Consider the following 26,867-nt stretch of genomic DNA (forward strand, 5'->3'; position numbering starts at 1 on the left):
CCGCCCGTCCGGGCCGCCCGCCGCGCCGCTGGCCGCCGCGGTCCGCGGCCACCTGTCCGACGACCTGGACGCCCCGGCCGCCCTCACCGCCATCGACGACTGGGCCGCCCACGACGGCGCCGACGAGCACGCCCCCGCCCAGGCCGCGGCCATCGCCGACGCCCTCCTCGGCATCGCCCTGTGACCTGTCACAGCAGGCCCGCGAGCTTGTAGAGGACGAGCGACCCGGCGACCGCCACGTTCAGGCTGCTCCCGCCGCCCACCATGGGGATCTCGACGGCCAGGTCCAGCAGATCGAGCGCCTCCGCCGGAATGCCGGTCCGCTCGTGCCCGAGCACGGCGACCGTCCGGACCCGCGCGGCGGGCAGGTCGGCGAGCCGGACCGCCTCGTCCGCGAGCTCCACGCCGACGACCTGGGAGCCGGCCTCCCGCTGCCGCTCCAGCCAGCCGAGGGGGCCGTTCACCCAGTGGACGCAGGCGGGGCGGCGCAGCGTGTTGCCGCGTTCGAGGGCCTCGGGCACCCACGGGAACCGGGGGACCGCCATGCAGGCGCCGACCGCGTCGCAGGTGCGCAGCAGCGTCCCGAGGTTGGCGCCGTGCAGCGGCCACAGGGGCGCGACGACGAGGTGGTCCCAGCAGGAATGGGCGCGGCGACGGCGCTGCCGGCGGAGTTCACGCTCGGGCCGGACCCGGATCGCCGGATCCCGCGTGCGGGCGCTCACCGGCGCGGGGCGCTGCCGCCCTTCGAGAAGGAGAAGACCATGATCGGCGCACTTCGCGGCGTGCGCGGGCCATCACCGGGGACGAACCCGGCCAAGTGTAACCGCTACGCCGGCCCCCGCCCGGGATCGCGGCGGCGCAGATAGCGCTCGAACTCGCGGGCGATGGCGTCGCCGCTCGCCTCCGGCAGCTCGGTCGCGTCCTTCTGCTCCTCCAGCGTCCGGACGTACTCGGCGACCTCGGAGTCCTCCTCGGCGAGCTCGTTCACGCCGTGCTCCCAGGCGCGCGCCTCCTCCGGCAGCTCCCCGAGCGGGACGGTGACGTCCAGCAGGTCCTCGACGCGGCGCAGCAGCGCCAGCGTCGCCTTCGGCGACGGCGGCTGCGCGACGTAGTGGGGGACCGCCGCCCACAGCGACACCGTGTCGAGGTCGGCCTTCGCGCACGCGTCCTGCAGCACCCCGAGGATGCCGGTCGGCCCCTCGTAGCGGGCCGGCTCCAGATGCAGGGTGCTGACGAGCCCGGCCTCCGACGCGGCGCCGGTGACGGGCACCGGCCGGGTGTGCGGGGCGTCGGCCAGCAGCGCGCCCAGCAGCACGACGTTGCGGACGCCCAGCTCCAGCATCAGCCCGACCAGCTCGCGGCAGAACGACCGCCACCGCATGTTCGGCTCGATGCCGTGCAGGAGGACGACGTCCTTGCCGCTCGGCAGCCGCACCCACGAGACCCGCGTCGTCGGCCACGTGATGCCGCGCGTCTCCCCGTCGGTCATCTCCACGATCGGGCGGGTGACCTGGAAGTCGTAGTAGTCGTCGGGATCGAGCTCCGCGATGGGCACCGCCTCCCAGGCCGACTCCAGATGCGCGATCACCCCGCTGGCGGCCTCCCCGGCGTCGTTCCACCCCTCAAAGGCGGCCACGAGCACCGGATCGACGAGTTCCGGCACGCTTTCGAGCTCGACCACGCGCTGCCTCCTTCCGACGCCCTGGTACAGCGTCACCGACGGGGGCGTCATTCCCGGGGTCGGGGGCCCCGCTCATGATCGGTGGCTGTCAGCCTACGTCCTGACAGTGACCTACCCCACCCCCCGCGAGCCAGACCCCCGCCCTGTACGCCAGCGGCGGAACTCCGCATCACCATCGGGTCGCCGGCCCTCGCGGGCTGGAGGGCGGTCACCTGCCCTTGGGCGTGGTGTGGACGATCAGAACGTCGCAGGGGGACCGGTGCGACAGGTTCGCCGGGACGGAGCCGAGGATGCGGCCGGCGAGGCTGTTGAGGCCCCGGTTCCCGACGACGACGAGGTCGGCCTCGCGCTCCCTGGTGAGCTTGGCGAGGGTGTCCACCGGGTCGCCCTCCACGGCCAGCTGCTCGATGTCGGTGGCGCCGGCGGCGACCGCCCGCTCCCGCGCCGCCCGCAGCGCGTCGTCGGCGGGTGTCGAGCCCTGCACCTTGTAGGCCAGGTCGCCGAGCCGGTCGGCGGCGCTGGCGCGCTCCCGCTCCGGCATCGGGCTGTAGGCGGAGGCCAGCAGCAGGGTGGCGCCGGTGGCGGCGGCCAGCTGCGCGGCCCGGTCCACCGCGCGGAACGAGGAGTCCGAGCCGTCGGTGCCGACGAGGATGATGCGGTACGCGCTCATGCCGTTCCTTACCCGTTGGTAGTCACTGCTGGCACGGTATCGGTCCGGTGACCCATCCGTCACTGTCTCTTTGCACACCTCGTCCAAGAAGCGCCGCCCGCCGGCGGCATCCCGGCGGGCGGGCCGTGAGCTGTCCGCGATCTCCCGGTTATGGTGGGGTTACATGCGCACCCCCACAGGCGGCCTGCAGGCCGTGCTCTTCGACATGGACGGCCTGCTCATCGACTCCGAGCGCGTCTGGCTGGAGGTCGAGTGCGAGGTCATGGCGTGGCTGGGCGGCGAGTGGAGCCCCGCCCACCAGGAGAAGCTCGTCGGCGGCTCCCTCAGCGTCGCGGTCGCCTACATGCTGGAGCTGACCGGCGCCGGCGCCGACCCCGCGGAGGTGGGGCGGCGGATGCTGGACGGCATGGCCGAGCGGCTCTCCGCCTGCGTCCCGATGATGCCCGGCGCGAAGGAGTTGCTCGCCGAGGTGCGCGCGGCCGGCGTCCCGGCCGCGCTGGTGTCCTCCAGCCACCGGCGGCTGATCGAGCCGGTGCTGGACGCGATCGGACGCGAGCACTTCGCGCTCAGCGTCGCCGGTGACGAGGTCGCCCGCACCAAGCCCGATCCCGAGCCGTACCTGACGGCCGCCGCCCGCCTGGGGGCCGACCCGGCCCGCTGCGCCGTCCTGGAGGACTCCCCGAACGGCGTCGCGGCGGGGGAGGCGGCGGGCTGCGCGACCGTGGCGGTCCCCGGCGTCCTGCCGGTCCCGCCCGCGCCGGGCCGCACCGTGGTGGCCTCCCTGCGCGAGATCGACCTGGGCATGCTCCGCTCCCTCATACCCGCGGTCTGATACCCGAGGGGGCGGCTCCGCGGGAGAGGTCACGCCGGAGGAGGAGATCCGCCCGGCCGTAAAACCGTCCGCCGGGAGGAGCAGGACCGGCGCTTCACGTGTGACGATGGGAAGTGCACCACCGTACGGAGTGAGGGGCCGGCATGAGCGACGCAGTCATTTTCGCGATCAGCCTCGGGGTGACCCTGGCCGGGCTGGTGATCAGCTGGGGCGCCTACCGCCGCCGCGGCGCGGGCACCGGCCTGCGCGGCGCCGCCCTGTCCCTGGTGCCGCTCGCGGCGGCGATGACCGGGGTGACGGAGTTCTTCGTCGACCTGGCGTTCAGCCCGGTGAAGTGGGCGGGCGTCGCCGTGGCGGGTCTCGCCGTCGTGCTCTACATGGCGTCCGGCGCGATGCTGAGCCGCCGTGCGGGCGCCGGCGCGGACGGTCCGGGCAAGAAGGCCGCCGGGGACGGCGGGCGCGGGTCCGCCGGGCGCGGCGCGAAGCCGAAGGGCGCCGTGGAGGGGCCCGCGCGGGGCGGCGGCGACCCGGAGATGGCGGAGATCGAGCGGATCCTGCGCGACCGCGGCATCTCCTGACCGGCGCGGCCCGGCTCCGCGCGAGAGACCGCCGGGCCGGGACGTCCCCCTGCGATCCGGGGGCGTCCCGGCCCGGCGTATTCTGTGCGCCTGTGGGCTGACCTGCGGAGGATCGGTCTCGGATCAGACTCAGTACGGTAAAGGTTGCTGGTCCGGACCGCCTCTGGGTTGCTTGTGCGGGCTGCGGTAAACGTACTATTCGGGCGATTTGTCGGAAGTGGCGACCGGACGCGTGTGCCCCAGATGACGACGAGATCACAAGTCAGATACGGGTACTGGCCAAGCTCGCCTCACGGATGGACAGTCGTGGCCGAAGGACTACGTTTCCCTTCAGCAAACGCGGCGTAACGGGCACGGGGGCAGCGGATGATCTCCGCGGCCGCCGGTCACGCGCCGGCGGCATGGCCGAACCAGTGGCCGGACGGTAGGAGGTATGGAGCGTGGCCGCACCCATTGAGGTGACCGGGTCCGAAACCGAGGCACAGCCCGAGTCGGTGCTCGTCGGCATGGGCGGTAAGAAGATCCAGGGACGCTCCCTCGGTCAGATCGCCTGGATGAGGCTGAAGCGCGACAAGGTCGCGCTCACCGGTGCCGTCGTGGTGATCCTGCTGATCCTCCTGGCCATCTTCGGCCCGTACTTCGTGCAGAACCCGCTGACCTACCACCAGAACCTGATCGACCCGACCTACAACCGGCCCAAGACCGGTTTCTGGCACTCGGGCATCAGCTCCGACCACTGGCTCGGCGTGGAGCCCGGTACGGGCCGCGACATGCTGGCCCGCATCGTGCACGGTGCCCGGATCTCCCTGCTGGTCTCGTTCCTCGCCACCCTGATGTCGGTGGTGATCGGCACGATCATGGGGATCACCGCCGGCTACTTCGGCGGCTGGGTCGACTACGTGATCAGCCGCGCCATGGACGCCTTCCTGGCCTTCCCGCTGCTGCTGTTCGCGATCGCCCTGGTCGGCGTCGTCGCCGACGGCGCGTGGGGCCTGAGCGGCAACGGGCTGCGCGTGTCGGTCCTGGTCGTCGTCATCGGATTCTTCAACTGGCCCTACATCGGCCGCATCATCCGGGGCCAGACCCTGTCGCTGCGCGAACGCGAGTTCGTCGACGCCGCACGCAGCATGGGAGCCCGGAACTTCTACGTGCTCTTCAAGGAAGTCCTGCCGAACCTGGTCGCGCCGATCCTGGTCTACTCGACCCTGCTGATCCCGACCAACATCCTGTTCGAGGCGGCCCTGTCGTTCCTCGGCGTCGGCGTCATCCCGCCGACCCCCTCCTGGGGCGGCATGCTCACGCTCGCCGTGCCCATCTACTCCTCGGACCCGATGTACATGATCATCCCCGGCATGGCCATCTTCATCACCGTCCTCGCCTTCAACCTGTTCGGTGACGGGCTGCGGGACGCTCTCGACCCTCGGGGCAAGTGACTCGGGTTCTTCCGACCCGTCTATTTGAAGGGGTGCGCCTGCACATGAACAAGACGAGACCAATAGCGGTCCTCGCGGCCGCTGCGATGGCGGTCACAGGGCTGGTCGCCTGTGGCGGCGGCGACTCGGGAGGCGGCTCGGGTAGCGGCCCCGGCTACAACGCCGGCGTCAACGAGGTCGTCAACAAGTCGGACAAGAAGGGCGGCACGCTCAAGCTTGCCCACTCCGACGACTGGGACTCGCCGGACCCCGGCAACACCTACTACGCGCTCTCGCAGAACTTCGCCCGCCTCTACGGCCGTGCGCTGACGACGTTCAAGCCGGCCGCGGGCAAGGAGAGCCTGGAGGTCATCCCGGACCTCGCGACCGACCTGGGCACGCCCAGTGACGGCGGCAAGACCTGGACGTACAAGCTCCGCACCGGCGTCAAGTACGACGACGGCACCACGGTCACGTCCAAGGACGTGAAGTACGCGGTCGAGCGCAGCAACTACTCCAGCGAACTGCAGCTCGGGCCGAAGTACTTCAAGGCGTACCTGGTCGACAACAAGCCCGCGTACAAGGGTCCGTACAAGGACAAGAGCGACGAGGGCCTCAAGTCGATCGAGACCCCGGACGACCAGACGGTCGTCTTCCACCTGAGCAAGCCGTTCGCCGAGTTCGACTACCTGGTCGCGATGACGCAGACGGTGCCCGTGCCGAAGGCCAAGGACACCGGCCTGAAGTACGAGAGCTCGATCGTCTCCAGCGGCCCGTACAAGGTCGACAACTACACGCGCGGCAAGTCGATGTCCCTGTCGCGCAACCCGCAGTGGAACCAGAGCACCGACCCGATCCGCAAGGCGCTGCCCGACAAGATCGAGGTCCAGCTCAAGCAGAACCCGGACGACATCGACCAGCGGCTGCTCGCCGGCACGCTGGACATGGACATCTCCGGCGTCGGTGTCCAGGCGGGCACCCAGCCGAAGGTGCTCAACGACACCCAGAAGCCGTTCGTGGACAACCCGGTCCAGGGCTTCCTGCGCTTCATGTCGCTGAACGTCCACGTCAAGCCGCTGGACAACATCCACTGCCGCACCGCCGTGCAGTACGCGACCGACAAGGTCGCCGCGCAGACCGCCTACGGAGGCCCGGTGGCCGGCGGCGACACCGCCACCACGGTGCTGCCGCCGACGGTCGACGGCTACCGCAAGTTCGACCTCTACCCGCAGAAGCAGGCGGGCGGCGGCACCGGTCTCGACCAGGCCACCCTGGACAAGGCCAAGCAGGAACTGCAGGCCTGCGGCAAGCCCGACGGCTTCAGCACGAAGATCTCGGCCCGGTCCGACCGGCCGAAGGAAGTCGCCATGGCCCAGGCGATCCAGCAGAGCCTCGCCAAGGTCGGCATCAAGGTCAACATCGTCCAGTACCCGGCCGGTGACTACTTCAACAAGTACGTCGGCGTGCCGAAGTACGTCCACGACCACGGTGTCGGCATGATGATCTGGGCATGGGCGGCGGACTGGCCGACCGGCTACGGGTTCCTCTCGCAGGTCGTCGACGGCCGGGCCATCAAGCCCTCCGGCGGCACGAACCTGTCCGAGCTGAACGAGCAGCCGATCAACGACGCGCTGGACGCGGCGATCTCCAACACCGACAAGGCGACCCGCCTGAAGGCCTACGGTGACATCGACGAGATGGTCATGAAGACGGCCACGCAGGTCCCGCTGATCTACGCCAAGGCCCTGATGTACCGGCCGAAGCGCGTCACCAACGTGGGGATCACCTACGCCTACGGCGGCATGTACGACTATCTGAACATGGGCGTCGAGTAATCGTCCCCACCGTCTATGCGTCCATCTGAAGGCAGGTGAAGGCGACGCCCGCCGGCCGGGACCGGACCTACAGGTCCGCCCGGCCGGCGGGTGGGGCCGAGGAATGTGCTCGCATACATCATCCGGCGCCTCATCGGTGCCGTCCTCATGTTGCTGCTGGTCAGCCTGGTGACCTTCGGCATCTTCTTCTGGCTGCCGAAGCTGGCCGGGCAGACCACCGACCAGATCGCGGCTTCCTATGTCGGTAAGGCGCCAACCGCCGAGGCGATCCAGGACACCAAGGAGCGGCTCGGCCTCGACGACCCTGTCGTCGTCCAGTACGGGCGCTACCTGAAGGGCATCGCGGTCGGCACGGACTTCAAGGCCGGCCCCGTGGTCGACCACTGCCCCGCACCCTGCCTCGGTTACTCGTTCCGCAGCAGCCAGCCGGTGCTGGAGACGCTGCTCGACCGGGCCCCCGCGACCGTGTCGCTGGCCGCCGGAGCCGCGGTGATCTGGCTCGGCGTCGGCATCTCCACCGGCGTGATCTCGGCCCTGCGCAGAGGCACGATATGGGACCGGGCGACGATGATCGTCGCGTTGAGCGGTGTGTCACTGCCCATCTACTTCACCGGCCTGGTCTCGCTCGCGCTGTTCTCCTACTCACTCAAGATCTTCCCGGGCGGCGGGAGTTACCTGCCGCTCACCACTAATCCGGTGACATGGTTCCAGTCGCTGGTGCTGCCCTGGGTGACGCTCGCGTTCCTTTACGCGGCGATGTACGCGCGGCTCACCAGAGCGGGCATGCTGGAGACGATGAACGAGGACTACATCCGCACCGCCCGCGCCAAGGGGCTGCCGGAGAAGACCGTCGTCACCAAGCACGCGCTGCGGGCTTCGCTCACGCCCATCCTCACCATCTTCGGCCTGGACCTCGGTCTTCTGCTGGGCGGGGCGGTGCTGACGGAGAACACCTTCGGCATCCCCGGGCTCGGCCAGCTCGCGATCAGCTCCATCAACAGCGGCGACCTGCCCATGGTCCTCGGCATCACGCTGATCACGGCGACCTCCATCGTGGTGATCAACCTGATCGTGGACATGCTGTACGCCGTCGTCGACCCGAGAGTGAGGTTGAGCTGATGACCGGCACCGCTCCCGCGGCGGAGACCGCGGGCACGGGCGAGGCCCCCACCTCGTTCCTCGAGGTCCGCGACCTGAAGATCCACTTCCCGACCGACGACGGCCTGGTCAAGTCGGTGGACGGGCTGTCGTTCCAGCTGGAGCGCGGCCGGACCCTCGGCATCGTCGGCGAGTCCGGCTCGGGCAAGAGCGTCACCAGCCTCGGCATCCTCGGCCTGCACAACAAGCGCAACGCCCGGGTGTCCGGGGAGATCTGGCTGAACGGCAAGGAGATCGTGAACGCCTCGCAATCCGAGGTGCGCCGGCTCCGCGGCCGCGAGATGTCGATGATCTTCCAGGACCCGCTGTCGTCGATGCACCCCTTCTACACCATCGGCGCCCAGATCATCGAGGCGTACCGCGTCCACAACGACGTGTCCAAGCAGGTGGCGCGCAAGCACGCGATCGACATGCTCGGCCGGGTCGGCATCCCCAAGCCCGACAAGCGGGTGGACGACTACCCGCACCAGTTCTCCGGCGGCATGCGGCAGCGCGCGATGATCGCGATGGCGCTGTCGTGCGACCCCGAACTGCTGATCGCCGACGAGCCGACGACCGCGCTGGACGTCACCGTCCAGGCGCAGATCCTCGACCTCATCCGCGACCTGCAGCAGGAGTTCAACTCCGCCGTCATCATGATCACCCACGATCTCGGGGTGGTCGCGGAACTGTCGGACGACGTCCTGGTCATGTACGCGGGCCGCGCCGCGGAGTACGCCTCCGTCGCGGACGCCTTCCACGCGCCGCTGCACCCCTACACGTGGGGGCTGCTCGGGTCGATGCCGCGGCTCGACCGCGACCGCACCGAACGGCTGATGCCGATCACGGGGTCGCCGCCGAGCCTGATCAACGTCCCCTCCGGGTGCGCGTTCCATCCGCGCTGCCCCTACAAGGACCTCAACGGCGACAAGTGCACGACCGAGCGTCCGGAGCTGGTCGAGGTCGTGCCCGGCCACAAGGCGGCGTGCCACCTCCCGCTGGAGAAGAAGCGCGAGATCTGGAACGACGAGATCCGGCCGAAGCTGTGACGAGCACGGGTGGGAACGAGACTGTGAGCACATCGAAGACCCCGGCCGGCGACGCCCCGGCCGGCGAGACCCCGGCCGAGGAGACCCGGCCCGCGGCGCGGCGTCCCGGCGACGGCGAGCCGCTGCTGCAGGTGGAGAACCTCGGCAAGCACTTCCCCGTCACCGCGGGGGTGCTGCGCCGGCAGGTCGCGGCGGTGAAGGCCGTCGACGGCGTGTCGTTCTCGGTCCGCAAGGGCGAGACCCTGGGGCTGGTGGGGGAGTCCGGCTGCGGCAAGTCCACCACCGGCCGGATGATCATGCGGCTGCTGGACCCGAGCTTCGGGAAGATCACCTTCGAGGGGCAGGACATCACCAAGATGTCGCAGGGCCGGCTCCGGCCGCTCCGCCGCGACTTCCAGATGATCTTCCAGGACCCGTACTCGTCGCTGAACCCGCGCAAGACCGTCGGCGCGATCGTCGGGGCCCCGTTCCGGCTGCAGAACATCGAGGCCAAGCAGGGCGTCAAGAAGGCCGTCCAGGACATCCTGGAACTCGTCGGCCTGAACCCCGAGCACTACAACCGCTACCCGCACGAGTTCTCCGGCGGGCAGCGGCAGCGCATCGGGATCGCCCGCACCCTCGCCCTCAAGCCGAAGCTGATCATCGCGGACGAGCCGGTGTCGGCGCTGGACGTGTCGGTGCAGGCGCAGGTCGTCAACCTGCTGGAGGACCTGCAGGACGAACTCGACCTCACCTACGTGGTCATCGCGCACGACCTGTCGGTCGTGCGGCACATCTCCGACCGCGTCGCCGTCATGTACCTCGGCAAGATCGTCGAGGTCGCGGACCGCGCGGACCTGTACCAGCGGCCCATGCACCCCTACACCAACGCGCTGCTGTCCGCGGTGCCGGTCCCGGACCCGAGCCAGCGCGACGAGCGCAGGCGCATCCGGCTGCAGGGCGACGTGCCGAGCCCGATCGACCCGCCGCCCGCGTGCCGCTTCCACACCCGGTGCTGGAAGGCGCAGGACATCTGCAAGCAGGTCGAGCCGCCGCTGGTCGAGCTCAGCCCCGGCCACCAGGCCGCCTGCCACTTCCCGGAGAACACCACCGTCAGCGCCACCGACGCGGTCGCCAAGGCCGCGGTGACGCCCGGCGCGGCCCCGGCCGACGAGCCCGGGTCCCCGGCCGAGTAGGCCGCACACGACGCCGCCGGGCCATCCCCGGCGTGCCTCCCGCACAAGGAAAGACCCGGCCCCCTCCGCAGAGGGGACCGGGTCTTTCTCCGTCCGCGCCCGGTCACCCGCGCCCGGTCACCCGCGCTACTCGGTGGAGATGGCCTTCAGGACGTCCATGCGCCCCGCCCGCCACGCCGGCCACAGCGCCGCCAGCACACCGATCACCGCGGCCACCACCAGGTACAGCACCAGCGTCCCGTACGGGATGGCGAGGACGCCGAGGCCCTGGTCGGCCAGCGCGTTCTGCAGCGCCGCGCCGAACGCCACCCCGATGCCCATGCCGAGCACGGCGCCGAACACCGCGATCATGATGGACTCCAGCCGGATCATGCGGCGCAGCTGCCGCCGGGAGATCCCGATCGCGCGCAGCAGCCCGATCTCCCGGGTCCGCTCGATCACCGACAGCGCCAGGGTGTTCACCACCCCGACCGCCGCGATGATGACCGACATCACCAGCAGGATCGTCAGGAACGTCACGAACCCGTCGACCTGCTTGCGGGCGTCGGCCTTCAGCGTCGACTGGTCGGCGACCTCGAGGTTCGGGTACGCCTTCACCGCCGACTCCAGCGCCGCCCTGGTCGAGGCGTTCGCCTGCGCCGCGTCGACCACGACGACCCCCACCGTCGGCCGCACCGTGTGCCGCAGGTGCGCCTGCTGGGAGATCAGCCGCGGCCCGATCAGGTCGCTCCTGGCGTACACCCCGGCCAGCGTGAGCGACTCGGTCTTGCCGTCGGTGAACCGGACGGGCACCGGCGCCCCGACCTTCCAGCCGCGGTCCTTCGCGGTGTCCTCGTCCACCATGATCGACGCGGGGCCGCCGGACGGGGACCCCGACACCATCTTCAGCCGGGCCGCCTTGGCCAGCGTCCCCAGGTCACCCGCCACGTAGGCGGCGTCCTTGCCCTCGATCTGGGCCTGCGCGTCGTAGGTCGGCGACGCGGCCACCACCCCCGGCGTGTCCCTGATCTTCTGCTGGGCCTCGGCGTTCACGCCGCCGGCGCCCTGCGACTGCACCAGGTAGTCGGCGCCGAACTGGGCGTCCACCTGCTCGTCGACCGATGCCCGCATCGTCGCGCCCAGCACGTTCACCGTGGTGATCAGCGCCAGGCCGATCATGAGCGCGGCGGCGGTCGCGGCGGTGCGGCGCGGGTTGCGCAGCGCGTTCTGCCGCGCCAGCCGCCCCGGGGAGCCCATCAGCCGCGCGGCCGGCGCGCCGAGCACCTTCAGCACCGGGACGCTGATCACCGGGGCGAGCATCGCGACGCCGATGAACACCGCGAACGCGCCCACGCCGACCGGGATCACCGGGTTGCCGCCGTTCCCGGCGAGGCCGGCGCCGATCAGGCCCGCGCCGGCGAGGGTCAGCAGCGACCCGAGGGCCACCCGGATCCGCAGCGACCGCTGCGGCAGCGCCACATCGTCGCGCATCGCCGCGACCGGCGGGATCTTCGCGGCGCGGCGCGCCGGGAAGTACGCCGACACCACGGTCACGATGATCCCGACCGCGTACGACGCGATCACCGGCGTCGCGGTGAACGTCAGGCCGCCCTGCCCCGCGTCGCCCATCTGCGTCTGCAGCAGCGACGCCAGGCCCGCGCCGGCCGCGAGGCCGAGCGTCGAGCCGACCACGCCGACCGCGACGGCCTCCCCGATCACCGCCCGCGTCACCTGCCCGCGGGCCGCGCCGACCGCGCGCAGCAGCGCCAGCTCACGGGTCCGCTGCGCGACCAGCATCGAGAACGTGTTGAAGATGATGAACGCCCCGACGAAGATCGAGATCAGCGCGAACACCAGCAGGAACGTCCGGAAGAAGCTCATCATCTGCGCGACGTCGCTCTTGGACTCCTCACGCAGCTTCTCGCCGGTGACGGCCTCCGTGCCCGCCGGGAGCACCTTCGCGACCCGGTCGCGCAGCTCCTGCTGGGACGGGCCCGTGGAGCCCATCTCGATGTCGGTGAAGAAGCCGGGCTTGAGCATCAGCTTCTGCGCCGTCGGCGTGTCGAACCCGGTGAGGGTCGCGCCCATCAGGTTCCCGGCGTCCACCAGCCCGACGATCCTCATGCGGGCCGGCGGGCCCGCGGTGAGCACCTGCGTGACGTCGCCGACGGCCAGTTCGCCCTTCTCCGCCGTCTTCGTGTCGACGACGATCTCGCCCGGCCCCTGCGGCACCCGGCCCGACGCCAGGTCGTACGTCCCGCCCGTCGTCCAGTTCGTGCCGATCTGCGGCGGCCCGTTCTGCGGGGTGCCGACGACCTTGCCGTCCTTGCCGACGACCGCCGCGTACCCGCTGACGTTGCCCCGAGGGTCCTTCACGCCCTCGACGCCCTGCAGCGTCTTCAGCACCGTCGCCGGCACCGGCTGCGCCGCCATGCCGTCGTCGTCGCCGCCCACGACCTTCTTGGCCCGCACGTCCACGGCCACGTTCGTGCTGATCCGGCTGAACAGCTCGTCGAACTGCTTGTTCATGCTGTCGGTGAAGATCAGCGTCCCGGCCACGAACGCCACGCCGAGGATCACCGCGACGGCCGTCAGCACCAGCCTGATCTTGTGCGCCGCGAGATTGCGGAGGGTGACCCTGCCCATCATCGCGCCGAGACCTCCGAGTCCGCGGCGGGACGGGCGCCGGCGTCGAAGCCCTTCATCCGCTCCAGCACCCGCTCGGCGGTCGGCTCCGTCATCGTGTCGACGATCTGCCCGTCCGACAGGAACAGCACCTGGTCGGCGTACGCCGCCGCGGACGGGTCGTGCGTCACCATCACGATCGTCCGCCCCATCCGCTGCACCGAGTCCCGCAGGAACCCGAGGACCTCCGCGCCCGACCGCGAGTCCAGGTTGCCCGTCGGCTCGTCCGCGAAAATGATCTCCGGGCGGGACGCCAGCGCGCGGGCGCACGCCACCCGCTGCTGCTGCCCGCCCGACAGCTCCGACGGGCGGTGCTTCAGCCGCGGCCGCAGCCCCACCGTGTCGATCACGGTGTCCAGCCACTCCTTGTCGGCCTTGCGGCCCGCGATGTCCATCGGCAGCGTGATGTTCTCCAGCGCCGTCAGCGTCGGCACCAGGTTGAACGCCTGGAAGATGAAGCCGACCTTGTCGCGGCGCAGCCGCGTCAGCTGCTTGTCCTTCAGCGCCGTCAGCTCGGTGTCGCCGATGAACACCTGCCCGGAGTCCACCGAATCGAGCCCCGCCATGCAGTGCATCAGCGTGGACTTCCCGGATCCCGACGGACCCATGATCGCGGTGAACCGGCCGCGGGGAATGCCGACCGTGACCCCGTCGAGCGCGACGACCTGGGCGTCGCCGCGCCCGTACACCTTCGCGATCTGCTGGGTCCGTGCGGCGAAATCGCCCGCCCCGGGCGCGGACTGCGCGCCGGGGTCCGAAGGGGCGGTGTTCGTCACGTGTAACTCCCGTGTGTGAGTGGTCGAATGCGTCCGGACCGCGACGTTCCCCCGGCGATCCGACACCCAGAACACTAGAAGGCGTACGAACCCGATAGATGCGCCCCAAGAACTGACTTGCCGGTCCACCCACGGCAGGAGACACCCGCCCGCCGTCGTACCTCGGGAGTAGACCCCTGGCCCCGAACGTCAGGGACGGCTCAGGGACCGACCCTGAAACCGCCCCCCGACCCCGCCTCGCCCAACGCGGGTCAACCCTGCCCCGGCCTGCTCAAACCCGTCTCGTACGCGTACACGACCGCCTGCACCCGGTCCCGCAGCCCCAGCTTCGCCAGCACGTTCCCCACATGCGTCTTCACCGTCGTCTCACTCACCACCAGCTCTGCCGCGATCTCCGCGTTCGACTGCCCCCGCGCCACATGCGCCAGCACCTCGCGCTCCCGCGCGGTCAGCGTGTCCAGCCCCGGCGGCGGCACCTGGTCCCGCACCGCCGGCAGCCGCGTCGCGAACTTGTCCAGCAGCCGCCGCGTCACGCTCGGCGCCACGATCGCGTCGCCCTCCGCCACGATCCGGATGGCCTGCACCAGATCCTCCGGCGGCGAGTCCTTCAGCAGGAACCCGCTCGCCCCCGCCCGCACCGCCTCGATCACGTACTCGTCCAGATCGAACGTCGTCAGGATCAGCACCTTCGGATCATGCGACGCCGCGCCCTCCCGGATGATCCGCCGGGTCGCCTCGATCCCGTCCACCCCCGGCATCCGGATGTCCATCAGCACCACGTCCGGCAGCAGCGACCGCGTCAGCTCCACCGCCGCCGCGCCGTCCCCGGCCTCACCGACCACCGCGATATCGGCCTCCGCCTCCAGGATCAGCCGGAACCCCGTCCGCAGCAGCGGCTGATCGTCGACGAGCAGCACCCGCACCGCCGTCATCGCGCCGCCCCGGCCCAACGCCGACCCGGTCCGTTCATTGTCCCGCTCCTCGCCTCACGACGCTCCTGAACAATTCCGCCGGTACCGGACCCGCACCCGGCGCGGCCCGGCACCTCACGCCTCCAGCGGGAAACGGGCCCGCACACCGAACCCGCCGCCGACCCGCGGCCCGATCCTCAGCTCGCCACCGTACAGCGCCACACGCTCGTACATGCCGACCAGGCCATGCCCCGGATTGTCGCCGTTGCCCGCCATGAACGTCGCCGTGCCCCGCCCGTCGTCCTCGATCTCCACCGTCAGATCGTCATCCCCGTAGTACAGCCGCACCCACGCCCGCGCCTGCGGCCCCGCGTGCTTCAGCGTGTTCGTCAGAGCCTCCTGGATCAGCCGGAACGCCGCCACGTCCACCCCCGGCGACGGCGACCGCGCCTCACCCTCGATCCACAGCTGCACCGACAGCCCCGTCTCCCGCACATGATCGAGCAGCTCCCCGAGATCACCCAGACCCGGCTGCGGCGCCAGCTCCCGGCCCGCCTGCTCGGCGTCCCGGTCCGTCCGCAGCACCCCCACGATCCGCCGCATCTCGCTCAGCGCCGTCCGCCCGACCTCCTCGATCGTCGACATCGCCTCCCGCGCGCTGCCCGGATCCCGGTCGATGATCCGCCGCGCCGCCCCCGCCTGCACCGTCATCACGCTCACATGGTGCGCCACCACATCGTGCAACTCCCGCGCGATCCGCGACCGCTCCTCGATCCGCGCCGCCCGCGCGTCCGTCCCCCGCGCCCGCTCCAGCCGCGCCGCCCGGTCCTCCAGCTCCGCGAAGTACGCCCGCCGCAGCCGCAGGTTCCGGCCCAGCATCCACACGCCGATCACCAGCGCGCAGTCGGTGATGATCACCACCGGCTCCGACGACACCGGCAGGACCAGCAGATACACCAGGAAGTACACGAACCCGACGAGCCCGCCGAGCGCGCTCTGCGCCAGCCCCCGATGCGCCGCCACACTGTAGACCGCGATCAGGAACGCCACCACGTCCGGCACCGCGGGCGGATAGTTCGCCACCGCCATCGCCGTCTCGCCGCCGATGATGAACAGCAGCACCGGCAGCGGCTGCCGGCGCCGCCACGCCAGCGCCATCGTCACCACGACGACCAGCAGCCCGTTCCACGCGTCCGGCGACCGGAACTCCTCGTACCCGCCGCCCTCCGGAAGCTCCTGCAGGAACAGCTGCGGCAGCCCCACCAGCAGCAGCCCGACCGCGAGCAGCGCGTCGGACGCCTGCGGACGCGCCTGCAGCCAGGCACGGGCGGCGTGAAGACCACGGATGCGGGGTGACACGCCACTCACCCTAGGAGGTCGCGGCAGGTCCCGACCCCTCCTGGACGCGGATCCGCAGTCATCCCCAAGGATGAGCCCGCGACGCCCCGCGAAAGGCGCCCCGCCGGGCCCGCCGCCCTACAGATCCCCGTGCTCCCGCGCACCCCCCTCGAGATCCGCCGGAGACGGCCGGCCCACCGGCGCCTCCGGCAGCGGCGGGGGAGTGCCCCCGAACTCCGGGCACCGCTCCTTGTGATCGCACCAGTCGCACAGCCGCCCCGCCCGCGGCCGCCACTCGCCCGTGTCCATCGCCCGCCGGATCGCCGCCCACAGCGCCTCCACCTTCCGCTGCGTCGCCCGAAGATCCGCCTCGTCCGGCTCGTACCGCAGGATCTCGCCGTTCCCCAGATACATCAGCTGCAGAAGGCGCGGCACCCGGCCCCGCAGCCGCCACAGCACCAGCGCGTAGAACTTCATCTGGAACAGCGCCCGCGCCTCGAAATCCGCCCGCGGCGCCGTCCCCGTCTTGTAGTCCACGATCCGCACGTCACCGCTCGGCGCCACGTCCACCCGGTCGATGTACCCCCGCAGCTTCAGCCCCGACTCCAGCACCGTCTCCACGAACAATTCCCGCTCCGCCGGCTCCAGCCGCCGCGGATCCTCCAGCGCGAAGTACCGCTCCACCATCCGCCGCGCCTGCCCCAGCCACTCCGCCCGCTCCGCCTCCCCGGCGGCCCCGTCCCCGAACAGCCCCGCCAGCTCCGGCTCCGCCGCCAGCAGCCGCTCCCACTCCGGCCCCAGCATCTCCAGCGCCGCCGGCGGCGTCCGCCCGGCCGTCGGCAGATCGAACAGCCGCTCCAGCACCGCGTGCACCAGCGTCCCCCGCACCGCCGCCGCACTCGGACGCTCCGGAATCCGATCGATCACCCGGAACCGGTACAGCAGCGGGCACGTCATGAAATCGCCCGCACGGGACGGCGACAACGACCCCACCACCACCGCGTCCCCGCCCCCGTCGCCCGCGGACGGAACGGACGCCTCACTACCCGCCTCGGTCGTCGTCATGGCACAGCAGACTAGGCGACACCCCCGACGAAAATCCCGCACCCCGCCCACCCCGGCCCGCCCCGCCCCCGCCCGCCCCGCTCCCGCCCGGCCCGCCCGCCGCCACCGGGCGGCACGACCCGCCCCCAGGGGCCGTAGCATCGGAGGCGTGACGAACAGCGCGCCCCCGACCCAGGGCAGGACACCGGCCGGAGGCCCAGACCACGACGACGGACGCACCCCCCGGCCCGGCCTCTCCATGGGCCGCGTCCTCGGCGTCCCCGTCTACGTCTCACCCAGCTGGTTCCTCGTCGCCATCCTCGTCACCGTCATGTTCGAAGGCCAGGTCAACGACGTCGTCGACCGCCCCCTCAGCTACCTCGTCGCCTTCACCTACGCCGTCCTCCTCTACGGCTCCGTCTTCGTCCACGAACTCAGCCACGCCGTCACCGCCCGCATCTTCGGGCTCCCCGTCCGCTCCGTCACCCTCCACGTCCTCGGCGGCGAAACCGCCATCGAACGCGAAGCCCCCACCCCCGGCCGCGAATTCCTCATCGCCTTCGCCGGGCCCCTCACCAACCTCGTCCTCGCCGGCCTCGGCCTCCTCGCCCACGCCACCCTCGCCCTCCCCGACGTCGCCGTCCTCCTCCTCGAAGCCCTCACCTTCGCCAACCTCCTCGTCGGCCTCTTCAACCTCCTGCCCGGCCTCCCCCTCGACGGCGGCCGCCTCGTCCGCGCCGCCGTCTGGAAGGCCACCGGACGCAGCCGCAGCGGCGCCATCTTCGCCGGCTGGGTCGGCCGCGCCGTCGCCATCGGCTGCCTCATCGCCGGCGCCTACCTCGCCACCTACACCACCGCCGACGACGGCGGCATCGGCTGGCTCGCCCTCCTCTGGTCCGCCCTCATCGCCTCCTTCATCTGGGTCGGCGCCACCCAGGCCATCCGCGCCGAACGCGTCCGCGACCGCATCCCCCTGCTGTCCGCCCGCAGCCTCGCCCGCCGCGCCACCCTCGTCACCGCCGACACCCCCCTCGCCGAGGCCATCCGCCGCGCCCACGACGACCACGCCGGCGCCATCGTCATCGCCGACCACGACGGCCGCCCCCTCGGCCTCGTCAACGAGAAGGCCGTCACCGCCACCCCCGAGCAGCGCCGCCCCTGGATCACCGCCGGCGAACTCTCCCGCGGCCTCCACGAGGACCTCACCCTCCCCGCCGACATCTCCGCCGACGACCTCCTCGACGCCCTCCGCCGCGCCCCAGCCTCCGAATACCTCCTCATCGAACCCGACGGCCGCGTCTACGGCGTCCTCGCCGTCACCGACGTCGACCACGCCTTCACCGGAATCTGACCCCGGCCCCCACCACCGCCGCGGCCGTCCGACCCGCCCGCGCCCGCCGCTAGCCTTGACCCCCATGAGCGAACCCCAGCCCGACGGCCCCGCCCGCGCACCCGGCCGCATCCCCCACGGCCCCTTCCGCCCAGGCGACCAGGTTCAGCTCACCGACCCCAAGGGCCGCATCAACACCATCACCCTCCAGCCCGGCAAGCTCTACCACTCCCACAAAGGCTCCGTCCCCCACGACGACATCATCGGCAGCCCCGAAGGCAGCGTCTTCCGCTCCACCGGCGGCATCGAATACCTCGCCTTCCGCCCCCTCCTCGCCGACTTCACCCTCCGCATGCCCCGCGGCGCCGCCGTCGTCTACCCCAAGGACGCCGCCCAGATCATCGCCATGGCCGACATCTTCCCCGGCGCCCGCGTCATCGAGGCCGGCGCCGGATCCGGCGCCCTCACCTGCTCCCTCCTGCGCGCCGTCGGCGAACACGGCCTCGTCTCCTCCTACGAACGCCGCCCCGACTTCGCCGACATCGCACGCGGCAACGTGGAGAAGTTCTTCGGCGGCCCCCACCCCGCATGGCGCCTCACCGTCGGCTCCCTCGAAGACGCCCTCGCCGAGACCGGCGTCGACCGCGTCGTCCTCGACATGCTCGCCCCCTGGGAAACCCTCGACGCCGTCGCCAAAGCCCTCATCCCCGGCGGCATGGTCTGCGCCTACATCGCCACCACCACCCAGATGTCCCGCGTCGTCGAAGACCTCCGCGCCCAGGGGAGCTTCGCCGAGCCCTACGCCTTCGAGACCATGCTCCGCTCCTGGCACGTCGACGGCCTCGCCGTCCGCCCCGACCACCGCATGGTCGGCCACACCGGCTTCCTCGTCACCGCCCGCCGCCTCGCCGACGGCGTCACCCCGCCCGCCCGCCGCCGCCGCCCCGCCAAAGGCGCCCACCCCGCCCCCGCCGGCGACGCCACGCCCGGACGTACCGCCGAGTCATAGATCACACCCCCCCGCCCCCGCGAACCCCCGCGGCCGTCACACATCGTCACCGGCCCCCGCCGCACCCGCACCACGACGCGCCGCGACGCGCCGCGCCGGCACCCGCACATCCGAGACTCGCCCCACACCCGCCCAACTCGGCAAACCCCCCCGCCACGACACGCCCGAACCCCCGAAACCCCAGGTCCACGCCCCGTAACACCCCACCCCGCACCACCCCCGCAGCACCCCTCCCAACCCTCCCCGAAGACCCCCGCACGACACGAACACCGAATGGGCAGGTTACGGAAGCCCTCCAGATAGGTAGGGTCTCAGTAGGTCGTCGGCTCTCTTCGTGAGGAGGTGACGGGGCGTGGCCGCTCGTGACGATGCTGGGGCGCGCAGGGCGCAGCACGAAAAGGAGGTCAGGGACCTTCAAACGCAGATCTCCTTCCTGGAGGAGGAGATCTCCGTGCTGCGCCGCAAGCTCGCAGAATCCCCGCGCCAAGTACGTGTGCTGGAAGAACGCCTCCATGAGGCACAGGCAAACCTGGCCGCAGTAACCGGCCAGAACGAGCGACTCGTAGCGACCCTCAAAGAGGCTCGCGAACAGATCGTGGCGCTCAAGGAGGAGGTCGACAGGCTCGCACAACCACCGTCCGGATTCGGTGTCTTCCTCGAAACGCGCGACGATGGAACGGTCGACATCTTCACCGGCGGACGCAAACTCCGCGTGAACGTCAGCCCCGCCGTCGACGTCGACGAGCTCCAGCGCGGCCAAGAGGTCATGCTCAACGAGGCCCTCAACGTCGTCGAAGCCCTCGAATTCGAAGAGCAGGGCGAAGTCGTCATGCTCAAGGAGCTCTTCGACGACGGCGAACGCGCCCTCGTCATCGCGCACGCCGACGAGGAACGCGTCGTCAAACTCGCCGAGCCGCTCCGCGGAGTCCCCCTCCGCGCAGGCGACTCCCTGATGCTCGAACCCAGGTCCGGCTACGCCTACGAGAAGATCCACAAGGCCGAGGTCGAAGAACTCGTCCTCGAAGAGGTCCCCGACATCTCCTACAACGAGATCGGCGGCCTCGGCTCACAGATCGAAATGATCCGCGACGCCGTGGAACTTCCCTACCTGCACGCCGACCTCTTCCGCGAACACCAGCTCAGGCCACCCAAGGGCGTCCTCCTCTACGGACCCCCCGGATGCGGCAAGACGCTCATCGCCAAGGCCGTCGCCAACTCACTGGCCAAGAAGGTCGCCGAGCAGACCGGCGCCGAGGGCAAGAGCTTCTTCCTCAACATCAAGGGCCCCGAGCTGCTCAACAAGTACGTCGGCGAGACCGAGCGGCACATCCGCCTCGTCTTCCAGCGTGCCCGCGAGAAGGCGTCCGCCGGAACCCCCGTCATCGTCTTCTTCGACGAGATGGACTCCATCTTCCGCACCCGCGGCTCCGGAGTCTCCTCCGACGTCGAGAACACCATCGTCCCGCAGCTGCTCAGCGAGATCGACGGCGTCGAAGGCCTGGAGAACGTCATCGTCATCGGCGCCTCCAACCGCGAGGACATGATCGACCCCGCGATCCTGCGCCCCGGCCGGCTCGACGTCAAGATCAAGATCGAACGGCCCGACGCCGAAGCCGCCAAGGACATCTTCTCCAAGTACATCCTCAGCGGACTCCCGCTCCACCCCGACGACCTCAAGGAGCACGGCAGCTCCGAAGAGGCCACCGTCGACGCCATGATCCAGCGGACCGTCGAGCGCATGTACACCGAAAGCGAGGAGAACCGCTTCCTGGAGGTCACCTACGCCAACGGCGACAAGGAAGTCCTCTACTTCAAGGACTTCAACTCCGGCGCGATGATCCAGAACATCGTCGACCGGGCCAAGAAGATGGCCATCAAGCAGTTCCTCGACACCGGCCAGAAGGGCCTGCGCGTCGCCCACCTCCTCGCCGCCTGCGTCGACGAGTTCAGCGAGAACGAGGACCTGCCCAACACCACCAACCCCGACGACTGGGCCCGCATCTCCGGCAAGAAGGGGGAACGGATCGTCTACATCCGCACCCTCGTCTCCGGAACCAAGGGCGCCGAGGCCGGACGGTCCATCGACACCGTCGCCAACACCGGCCAGTACCTGTAACGCCCCGCAGTATGACGTCGACCGCGCGGCGGCCCCCCGGAAGGGAGGCCGCCGCGCTCTCGTCCGCCCGCCGCGCCACACCCCCCGTTGAGGCCCGGTCCCGTCGCCCCACCCCCGCCGCCCCGATAGGCTCGACGATATGAGTGTTCGGCGGGTGATGGGCATCGAGACCGAGTACGGCATCTCCGTGCCCGGGCAACCAGGGGCCAACGCGATGGTGACCTCCTCCCAGGTCGTCAACGCCTACCTCGCGGCATCGGCGGCGCGCGCCCGCAGGGCCCGCTGGGACTTCGAGGAGGAGAACCCCCTCCGCGACGCCCGCGGCTTCGACCTCGCCCGCGAGGTCGCCGACCCCACCCAGCTCACCGACGAGGACCTCGGCCTCGCCAACGTCATCCTCACCAACGGCGCCCGGCTCTACGTCGACCACGCCCACCCCGAGTACTCCGCGCCCGAATGCACCAACCCCCGCGACGCCGTCATCTGGGACAAGGCCGGCGAACGCGTCATGGCCGACGCCGCCCAGCGCGCCGCCCTCGTCCCCGGCACCCACCCCATCCAGCTCTACAAGAACAACACCGACAACAAGGGCGCCTCCTACGGCTGCCATGAGAACTACCTCATGCGCCGCGAAACGCCCTTCGCCGACATCGTCCGGCACCTCACCCCCTTCTTCGTCTCCCGCCAGGTCGTCACCGGCGCCGGCCGCGTCGGGATCGGCGTCGACGGCCGCGGCGACGGCTTCCAGATCAGCCAGCGCGCGGACTTCTTCGAAGTCGAGGTGGGGCTGGAGACCACCCTCAAACGCCCCATCATCAACACCCGCGACGAACCCCACGCCGACCCCGAGAAGTACCGGCGCCTCCACGTCATCATCGGCGACGCCAACATGGCCGAGCTGTCCACCTACCTCAAGCTCGGCACCACCTCCCTCGTCCTCGCGATGATCGAGGACGGCTTCCTCACCGTCGACCTGTCCGTCGACATGCCCGTCGCCGCACTCCGCGCCGTCTCCCACGACCCGTCCTGCAAGCACCTGCTCACCCTCCGGGACGGCCGCAAGATGACGGCCGTCCAGCTCCAGATGGAGTACCTCGAGCAGTCCCGCAAGTACGTCGAGGACCGCTTCGGCGCCGACGTCGACGAGATGACCAAGGACGTCCTCGACCGCTGGGAATCCGTGCTGCACCGCCTGGGCGACGACCCCATGCAGCTGTCCCGCGAACTCGACTGGGTCGCCAAGCTCGCCCTCCTGGAGGGCTACCGCACCCGCGACGGCCTCGACTGGTCGCACCCGCGCCTGCACCTCGTCGACCTGCAGTACGCCGACATCCGCCCGGACAAGGGCCTCTACAACCGGCTCGCGGACCGCGGCCGCATCGAGCGGTTCATCACCGAGGCGCAGGTCGAGGCCGCGATCGACGACCCGCCCGAGGACACCCGCGCCTACTTCCGCGGCCGCTGCCTGCGCCAGTACGCCGAGTCCGTCGCCGCCGCGTCCTGGGACTCCGTCATCTTCGACGTCCCGGGCCGGGAGTCCCTCCAGCGCGTCCCGACCCTGGAGCCGCTGCGCGGCACCAAGGAGCACGTGGGCGCCCTCCTGGACCGCTGCCGCACCGCCGCCGACCTGGTGGCCACCCTGACCGGCCAGAGCTGATCCACGGTCTCGGGAGCCGGGCGACGCGCGAGCGCCGCCCGGCTCTTTCGTACCCATTGGATAGTGTGACTATCGAAGCCCCAACGCCGCGCTGACCTGCACTAACGGGTGAGGTCTCGGTTTCGTGACCGCTTTGCCCGTTTCACTGGCCGGCGGACCGGCGATAACCCGACCATGCCCCCGGTCCTGGGGTCGGAGACGGCGAAACGGACGTTCAAGATCCGCTCGCCGGCGAAGATCCCGGCTAGGGTCGGAGGCACCGGCAGAGCGGAGGTACGGAATGGCCACGAAGGACACCGGCGGTCAGAAGCAGACCACCCGGCGCACGGAAGAGGTCGAGGAGACCGAGGCCACGACGACCGAGGACGTCCAGGAGCGGCAGGAAAAGCTCACTGACGACGTCGATTCAATTCTGGACGAAATAGACGAAGTTCTCGAAGAGAACGCAGAGGAATTTGTCCGTGGTTTCGTGCAAAAGGGCGGACAGTGATTAAAACGGACATCCTGCCCATCGCACGGAAGTCGTAATATCCTGCGGGGCGGTTGCTCGAATATTCAGTCCAAGGCATGGGCGAGACAGGTAATGTCTCGCCCGTGCCTAGTAAAAAGTGCCGTGACTGCGGTCAGACGAAGCCTGCGACAGAGTTCTACAAGCGGGCCGCGTCGGCGGACGGGCTGGCCCTCTACTGCAGGGAGTGCTTCGGGCTGCGGAACGCGGCCTCGCGGAGAAAGAGGCAGGAACGCCTGGGGGAGACCGTAAAGCCGTATCAGCCGCGTCGTGTGGTTCCGAAGAGAATGAAGCATTGCCCTCGGTGTGAAACGGTCAAGTCCGTCGACCAGTTCGGGAGGAATCGCTCCCGAAAGTCCGGACTCTCTACCTATTGCAAGCCGTGTCATAATCAGGTGGTCGCCGAACACAAGCAGGAGAAGCACGGCGGTCAGCGCAATTACATGCTCAAGCTCCGGTACGGCGTGACCGAGCAGCAGGTGACGCAGATGATCGCCGAGCAGGGCGGTGTCTGCGTGATCTGCCTCCGGGCGGAGGCGAAGCATGTCGACCACAGCCACCTCAGCGGCCTGGTCCGTCGGATCCTGTGCTTCAAGTGCAATGGGGGCCTCGGCCAGTTCCATGACGATCCGCAGGTGCTTCGTCTGGCGGCGGACTACCTCGAGTTGCGCGGCTCCCACGCGAGGCGGATGCGGATCGAGATCGGTGCTCCGGTGTTCGGAGGCCCGGACCGCGTCCGCTGGGATCCGTTCTGGCGGACGCGCGAGAGCAGCCTGCAGTCGGCGCGGCACTACCACCTGCGCGCGAAGTACGGGATCAACGACGAGGACACCAAGTGGCTCCTCAAGGTGCAGGTCGGCTACTGCGCCGTCTGCGGAGACTTCCCCGGCGAGCATGTGGACCACGACCACAGCACGGGCGCGGTGCGCGGCCTGGCGTGCTCAGGGTGCAACACGGGCATGGGGCAGCTCAGGGACGACCCGATCACGTTGCGCCGCGCGGCGGATTACGTGGAGGGGCGGCTCGTCCAGACGGTGACCATGGAGGACGGCGGGACACGGCTGTCGCTGACCGTCCCGGACGTCGACCCGGCGACGGTTCCCAAGGGTGGCTGGACGGAGTTCTGGGAACAGGACGGCGAGTATCGCAAGGCGACGCTCCCGTTCGATGAGGAGCTCGACATGCCGACGTGGGACGACTCGGACCCGGACGGTGCTCTCGCGCCTTCCTGAGGGCATGGAGTCCGGAGGGGCGTGACACGCGCGCACGGCGCTCGCTCCGGCGCGCGTGTCGTCATGCCTGGTGGGCGGATGTGCGCGGGCGAGGTTCGCCGTGGGCTGACGCGGTGGTGGATCACGCGGTATGCGCTGGGAGAGGGTTGAACAGTAGGGTCGTAGGCGTCCGTGCCGGTGGGGTTGGAGCGCCGGTGCCATGGTGGAGGGAAGGGAGTCGCGTGGCGTCCCACGAATCGCACACCGGACGTCTGCCCGGGTTGTTCGCGAGCCCGGACACGTCGTCGTTCACCGAGTTCCTGGGGGGCTACTCCCCGCATCTGCTGCCGGGCGGGCGGACGCCGCCGGCGTCGCGGGCGGGGGACGACATCCCGCACGGGACGACGATCGTCGCGGTGAGCTTCCCCGGCGGGGTGGTGATGGCGGGGGACCGGCGGGCGACGGCGGGCAACGTCATCGCGCAGCGCGACATCGAGAAGGTGTTCCGGGCGGACGAGTTCTCGGCGATCGCGATCGCCGGGACGGCCGGGATCGGGATCGAGATGGTGCGGCTGTTCCAGGTGGAGCTCGAGCACTACGAGAAGCGCGAGGGCCGGACGCTGTCGGTGGAGGGCAAGGCGAACCGGCTGGCGACGATGGTGCGGCAGAACCTCGGGATGGCGATGCAGGGCCTGGCGGTGGTGCCGCTGTTCGCGGGCTATGACGAGGAGCGGGACGAGGGCCGGATCTTCTCCTACGACCCGGCGGGGGGCCGGTACGAGGAGCGGGACTTCCACTCGATCGGCTCGGGCTCGGTGTTCGCGCGGGGTGCGCTGAAGAAGCTGTACCGGGCGGACCTGCCGGCGGAGGACGCGGCGCTGGTGTGCGTGCAGTCGCTGTACGACGCGGCGGACGACGACTCGGCGACGGGCGGGCCCGATCTGGCGCGCCGGATCTTCCCGGTGGTGGCGTCGGTGACGTCGGACGGGTATCGCCGGCTGGGCGAGGACGAGGTGGGCGCGCTGGCGCAGGCCGTCGTGGACGGACGTTACGACTCGCCGGGCGGTCCGACCGCCCCGCTGCGATAGAAGGGATCCTGACCGGTGTCCATGCCGTTCTACGTGTCGCCCGAACAGCAGATGAAGGACAAGGCGGACTATGCGCGTAAAGGTATCGCGCGTGGCCGCAGTGTCGTGGTGCTGCAGTACGACGACGGCATCCTGTTCGTGGCGGACAATCCGTCGCGGGCACTGCACAAGATCAGTGAGATTTACGACCGGATCGCGTTCGCGGCGGTGGGGAAGTACAACGAGTTCGAGAACCTGCGGCTGGGCGGGGTCCGGTACGCCGACATCAACGGGTACCAGTACGACCGGCGCGATGTGACGGCGCGGGGGCTGGCGAACGTGTACGCGCAGTCGCTGGGGACGATCTTCACGGAGACGGCCAAGCCGTACGAGGTGGAGCTGGTCGTCGCCGAGGTGGGGGACGATGCGGAGTCGGACCAGATCTACCGGCTGACGTTCGACGGTTCGGTGGCGGACGAGCACGGTTATGTCGCGATGGGCGGGCAGGCCGACGCGGTGGCGCAGTCGCTGAAGGACGGGTACCGGGAGGGGGCGGCGCTGGTGGAGGCGCTGCGGACCGCGGTGCGGGCGCTGGAGGCGCAGGACGCGGACCGGCATCTGGAGGCGACGTCGCTGGAGGTGGCGGTGCTGGACCGGAACCGGGAGCATCGGCTGTTCAAGCGGCTGACGGCGGCGCGGATCGCGGATCTGCTGGCGGCGGCGGAGGAGGAGGCCGGCGGTTCCGCGGCGTCGTCGGCGCCGGCCCCGGAGGCGGACGAGGGCGAGGACTGAGGCGCGGGCCGGTGCGCCCGCCGGGTGGCGGGCGCGCGGGCCGGGGACGGGCCCGTCGGGGCGTGGTGGCGGTGG

The 26,867-nt window shown here is 70.6% G+C and carries 23 protein-coding genes and 1 pseudogene; 16 read left to right on the forward strand and 8 right to left on the reverse strand.

All coding sequences use genetic code 11. The annotated features are described in order from the left end of the window. Nucleotides 1-184: pseudogene (locus tag AL2_RS38155) on the forward strand (cysteine--1-D-myo-inosityl 2-amino-2-deoxy-alpha-D-glucopyranoside ligase); the annotation flags it as partial. 4 nt (nucleotides 185-188) lie between these two features. Here the strand turns inward: AL2_RS38155 and AL2_RS25985 are convergent. From AL2_RS25985 to AL2_RS25995, 3 genes are all read right to left on the reverse strand, one after another. Continuing rightward, nucleotides 189-722 (reverse strand): TrmH family RNA methyltransferase, encoded by a 534-nt coding sequence (locus AL2_RS25985; RefSeq protein WP_067637969.1) that lies wholly within the window; start codon nucleotides 720-722, stop codon nucleotides 189-191. A gap of 104 nt (nucleotides 723-826) precedes the next feature. Continuing rightward, on the reverse strand, nucleotides 827-1,681 hold the full coding sequence (locus AL2_RS25990; RefSeq protein ID WP_067637971.1) for a PAC2 family protein: 855 nt from the start codon (nucleotides 1,679-1,681) through the stop codon (nucleotides 827-829). A 208-nt stretch (nucleotides 1,682-1,889) separates the two neighbouring features. Next, on the reverse strand, nucleotides 1,890-2,351 hold the full coding sequence (locus AL2_RS25995) for a universal stress protein (protein ID WP_067637976.1): 462 nt from the start codon (nucleotides 2,349-2,351) through the stop codon (nucleotides 1,890-1,892). A 163-nt stretch (nucleotides 2,352-2,514) separates the two neighbouring features. Here AL2_RS25995 and AL2_RS26000 point away from each other — a divergent pair, with 163 nt between their 5' ends. From AL2_RS26000 to AL2_RS26030, 7 genes are all read left to right on the forward strand, one after another. Further along, complete coding sequence (locus AL2_RS26000) at nucleotides 2,515-3,183, forward strand: HAD family hydrolase (RefSeq protein WP_067637978.1); 669 nt, start codon at nucleotides 2,515-2,517, stop codon at nucleotides 3,181-3,183. A 143-nt stretch (nucleotides 3,184-3,326) separates the two neighbouring features. Then, entirely contained in the window at nucleotides 3,327-3,761 is a 435-nt protein-coding gene (locus tag AL2_RS26005; protein ID WP_067637980.1) for a hypothetical protein, read from the forward strand. 440 nt (nucleotides 3,762-4,201) lie between these two features. Further along, a complete protein-coding gene (locus AL2_RS26010; RefSeq protein WP_067637982.1) occupies nucleotides 4,202-5,194 on the forward strand; it encodes an ABC transporter permease in 993 nt (330 codons plus the stop codon). Between the two features lie 44 nt (nucleotides 5,195-5,238). After that, nucleotides 5,239-7,008: an ABC transporter substrate-binding protein gene (locus tag AL2_RS26015; RefSeq protein ID WP_067638014.1), complete on the forward strand. Its 1,770-nt coding sequence runs from the start codon at nucleotides 5,239-5,241 to the stop codon at nucleotides 7,006-7,008. Between the two features lie 105 nt (nucleotides 7,009-7,113). Continuing rightward, on the forward strand, nucleotides 7,114-8,127 hold the full coding sequence (locus AL2_RS26020) for an ABC transporter permease (RefSeq protein WP_067637984.1): 1,014 nt from the start codon (nucleotides 7,114-7,116) through the stop codon (nucleotides 8,125-8,127). Further along, the gene (locus AL2_RS26025) at nucleotides 8,127-9,194 is read left to right on the forward strand and encodes an ABC transporter ATP-binding protein (protein ID WP_067637987.1); all 1,068 of its coding nucleotides are present in this window, start codon (nucleotides 8,127-8,129) and stop codon (nucleotides 9,192-9,194) included. The genes AL2_RS26020 and AL2_RS26025 overlap by 1 nt, the downstream gene beginning before the upstream one ends. Nucleotides 9,195-9,217: 23 nt before the next feature. Continuing rightward, a complete protein-coding gene (locus tag AL2_RS26030; protein WP_067637989.1) occupies nucleotides 9,218-10,369 on the forward strand; it encodes an ABC transporter ATP-binding protein in 1,152 nt (383 codons plus the stop codon). 126 nt (nucleotides 10,370-10,495) lie between these two features. Here AL2_RS26030 and AL2_RS26035 read toward each other — a convergent pair whose 3' ends face one another. The 5 genes from AL2_RS26035 to AL2_RS26055 form a co-directional block, all read right to left on the reverse strand. Then, nucleotides 10,496-12,997, reverse strand: coding sequence for an ABC transporter permease (locus AL2_RS26035; RefSeq protein WP_245666934.1), 2,502 nt, complete (start codon nucleotides 12,995-12,997; stop codon nucleotides 10,496-10,498). Beyond that, entirely contained in the window at nucleotides 12,994-13,809 is an 816-nt protein-coding gene (locus AL2_RS26040; protein WP_067637993.1) for an ABC transporter ATP-binding protein, read from the reverse strand. Before AL2_RS26040 ends, AL2_RS26035 begins: the two co-directional genes overlap by 4 nt. Before the next feature lie 251 nt (nucleotides 13,810-14,060). Further along, the gene (locus tag AL2_RS26045; protein WP_067638015.1) at nucleotides 14,061-14,741 is read right to left on the reverse strand and encodes a response regulator; all 681 of its coding nucleotides are present in this window, start codon (nucleotides 14,739-14,741) and stop codon (nucleotides 14,061-14,063) included. 114 nt (nucleotides 14,742-14,855) lie between these two features. Next, nucleotides 14,856-16,079: a sensor histidine kinase gene (locus AL2_RS26050; protein ID WP_067637995.1), complete on the reverse strand. Its 1,224-nt coding sequence runs from the start codon at nucleotides 16,077-16,079 to the stop codon at nucleotides 14,856-14,858. Nucleotides 16,080-16,196: 117 nt separating this feature from the next. Next, nucleotides 16,197-17,123, reverse strand: coding sequence for a RecB family exonuclease (locus AL2_RS26055; RefSeq protein WP_067637997.1), 927 nt, complete (start codon nucleotides 17,121-17,123; stop codon nucleotides 16,197-16,199). A 148-nt stretch (nucleotides 17,124-17,271) separates the two neighbouring features. On the opposite strand from AL2_RS26055, the gene AL2_RS26060 reads away from it, so the two are divergent. From AL2_RS26060 to prcA, 8 genes are all read left to right on the forward strand, one after another. Next, nucleotides 17,272-18,453 carry a site-2 protease family protein gene (locus AL2_RS26060; protein ID WP_067637999.1) on the forward strand — a complete coding sequence of 394 codons (1,182 nt, stop codon included), beginning with the start codon at nucleotides 17,272-17,274 and terminating at the stop codon, nucleotides 18,451-18,453. Nucleotides 18,454-18,517: 64 nt separating this feature from the next. Further along, the gene (locus AL2_RS26065; protein WP_067638001.1) at nucleotides 18,518-19,441 is read left to right on the forward strand and encodes a tRNA (adenine-N1)-methyltransferase; all 924 of its coding nucleotides are present in this window, start codon (nucleotides 18,518-18,520) and stop codon (nucleotides 19,439-19,441) included. A 352-nt stretch (nucleotides 19,442-19,793) separates the two neighbouring features. Further along, nucleotides 19,794-21,557, forward strand: coding sequence for a proteasome ATPase (gene arc / locus AL2_RS26070; RefSeq protein ID WP_067638004.1), 1,764 nt, complete (start codon nucleotides 19,794-19,796; stop codon nucleotides 21,555-21,557). A gap of 139 nt (nucleotides 21,558-21,696) precedes the next feature. Continuing rightward, complete coding sequence (gene dop / locus AL2_RS26075) at nucleotides 21,697-23,214, forward strand: depupylase/deamidase Dop (protein WP_174550883.1); 1,518 nt, start codon at nucleotides 21,697-21,699, stop codon at nucleotides 23,212-23,214. A 280-nt stretch (nucleotides 23,215-23,494) separates the two neighbouring features. Next, nucleotides 23,495-23,704, forward strand: coding sequence for a ubiquitin-like protein Pup (locus AL2_RS26080; RefSeq protein WP_067638008.1), 210 nt, complete (start codon nucleotides 23,495-23,497; stop codon nucleotides 23,702-23,704). A gap of 413 nt (nucleotides 23,705-24,117) precedes the next feature. Continuing rightward, nucleotides 24,118-24,954, forward strand: a complete 837-nt coding sequence (locus tag AL2_RS26085; protein ID WP_067638010.1) for an endonuclease VII domain-containing protein — start codon at nucleotides 24,118-24,120, stop codon at nucleotides 24,952-24,954. Nucleotides 24,955-25,175: 221 nt separating this feature from the next. Next, complete coding sequence (prcB, locus tag AL2_RS26090; protein WP_067638012.1) at nucleotides 25,176-26,021, forward strand: proteasome subunit beta; 846 nt, start codon at nucleotides 25,176-25,178, stop codon at nucleotides 26,019-26,021. A 21-nt stretch (nucleotides 26,022-26,042) separates the two neighbouring features. Next, entirely contained in the window at nucleotides 26,043-26,792 is a 750-nt protein-coding gene (gene prcA / locus AL2_RS26095) for a proteasome subunit alpha (protein WP_067638017.1), read from the forward strand. The last annotated feature ends 75 nt before the right edge of the window (nucleotides 26,793-26,867 follow it).

Source organism: Actinomadura latina NBRC 106108, from assembly GCF_001552195.1.
GTDB lineage: Bacteria > Actinomycetota > Actinomycetes > Streptosporangiales > Streptosporangiaceae > Spirillospora > Spirillospora latina.

What these genes read in the sequence shown, in the direction of transcription:
- AL2_RS25995 (WP_067637976.1), bottom strand. Translation starts at nt 2,351, where the DNA reads ATGAGCGCGTACCGCATCATCCTCGTCGGCACCGACGGCTCGGACTCC.
- AL2_RS26000 (WP_067637978.1), top strand. Translation starts at nt 2,515, where the DNA reads ATGCGCACCCCCACAGGCGGCCTGCAGGCCGTGCTCTTCGACATGGAC.
- AL2_RS26005 (WP_067637980.1), top strand. Translation starts at nt 3,327, where the DNA reads ATGAGCGACGCAGTCATTTTCGCGATCAGCCTCGGGGTGACCCTGGCC.
- AL2_RS26015 (WP_067638014.1), top strand. Translation starts at nt 5,239, where the DNA reads ATGAACAAGACGAGACCAATAGCGGTCCTCGCGGCCGCTGCGATGGCG.
- AL2_RS26025 (WP_067637987.1), top strand. Translation starts at nt 8,127, where the DNA reads ATGACCGGCACCGCTCCCGCGGCGGAGACCGCGGGCACGGGCGAGGCC.
- AL2_RS26035 (WP_245666934.1), bottom strand. Translation starts at nt 12,997, where the DNA reads ATGATGGGCAGGGTCACCCTCCGCAATCTCGCGGCGCACAAGATCAGG.
- AL2_RS26045 (WP_067638015.1), bottom strand. Translation starts at nt 14,741, where the DNA reads ATGACGGCGGTGCGGGTGCTGCTCGTCGACGATCAGCCGCTGCTGCGG.
- AL2_RS26055 (WP_067637997.1), bottom strand. Translation starts at nt 17,123, where the DNA reads ATGACGACGACCGAGGCGGGTAGTGAGGCGTCCGTTCCGTCCGCGGGC.
- AL2_RS26065 (WP_067638001.1), top strand. Translation starts at nt 18,518, where the DNA reads ATGAGCGAACCCCAGCCCGACGGCCCCGCCCGCGCACCCGGCCGCATC.
- dop (WP_174550883.1), top strand. Translation starts at nt 21,697, where the DNA reads ATGAGTGTTCGGCGGGTGATGGGCATCGAGACCGAGTACGGCATCTCC.
- AL2_RS26080 (WP_067638008.1), top strand. Translation starts at nt 23,495, where the DNA reads ATGGCCACGAAGGACACCGGCGGTCAGAAGCAGACCACCCGGCGCACG.
- prcA (WP_067638017.1), top strand. Translation starts at nt 26,043, where the DNA reads ATGCCGTTCTACGTGTCGCCCGAACAGCAGATGAAGGACAAGGCGGAC.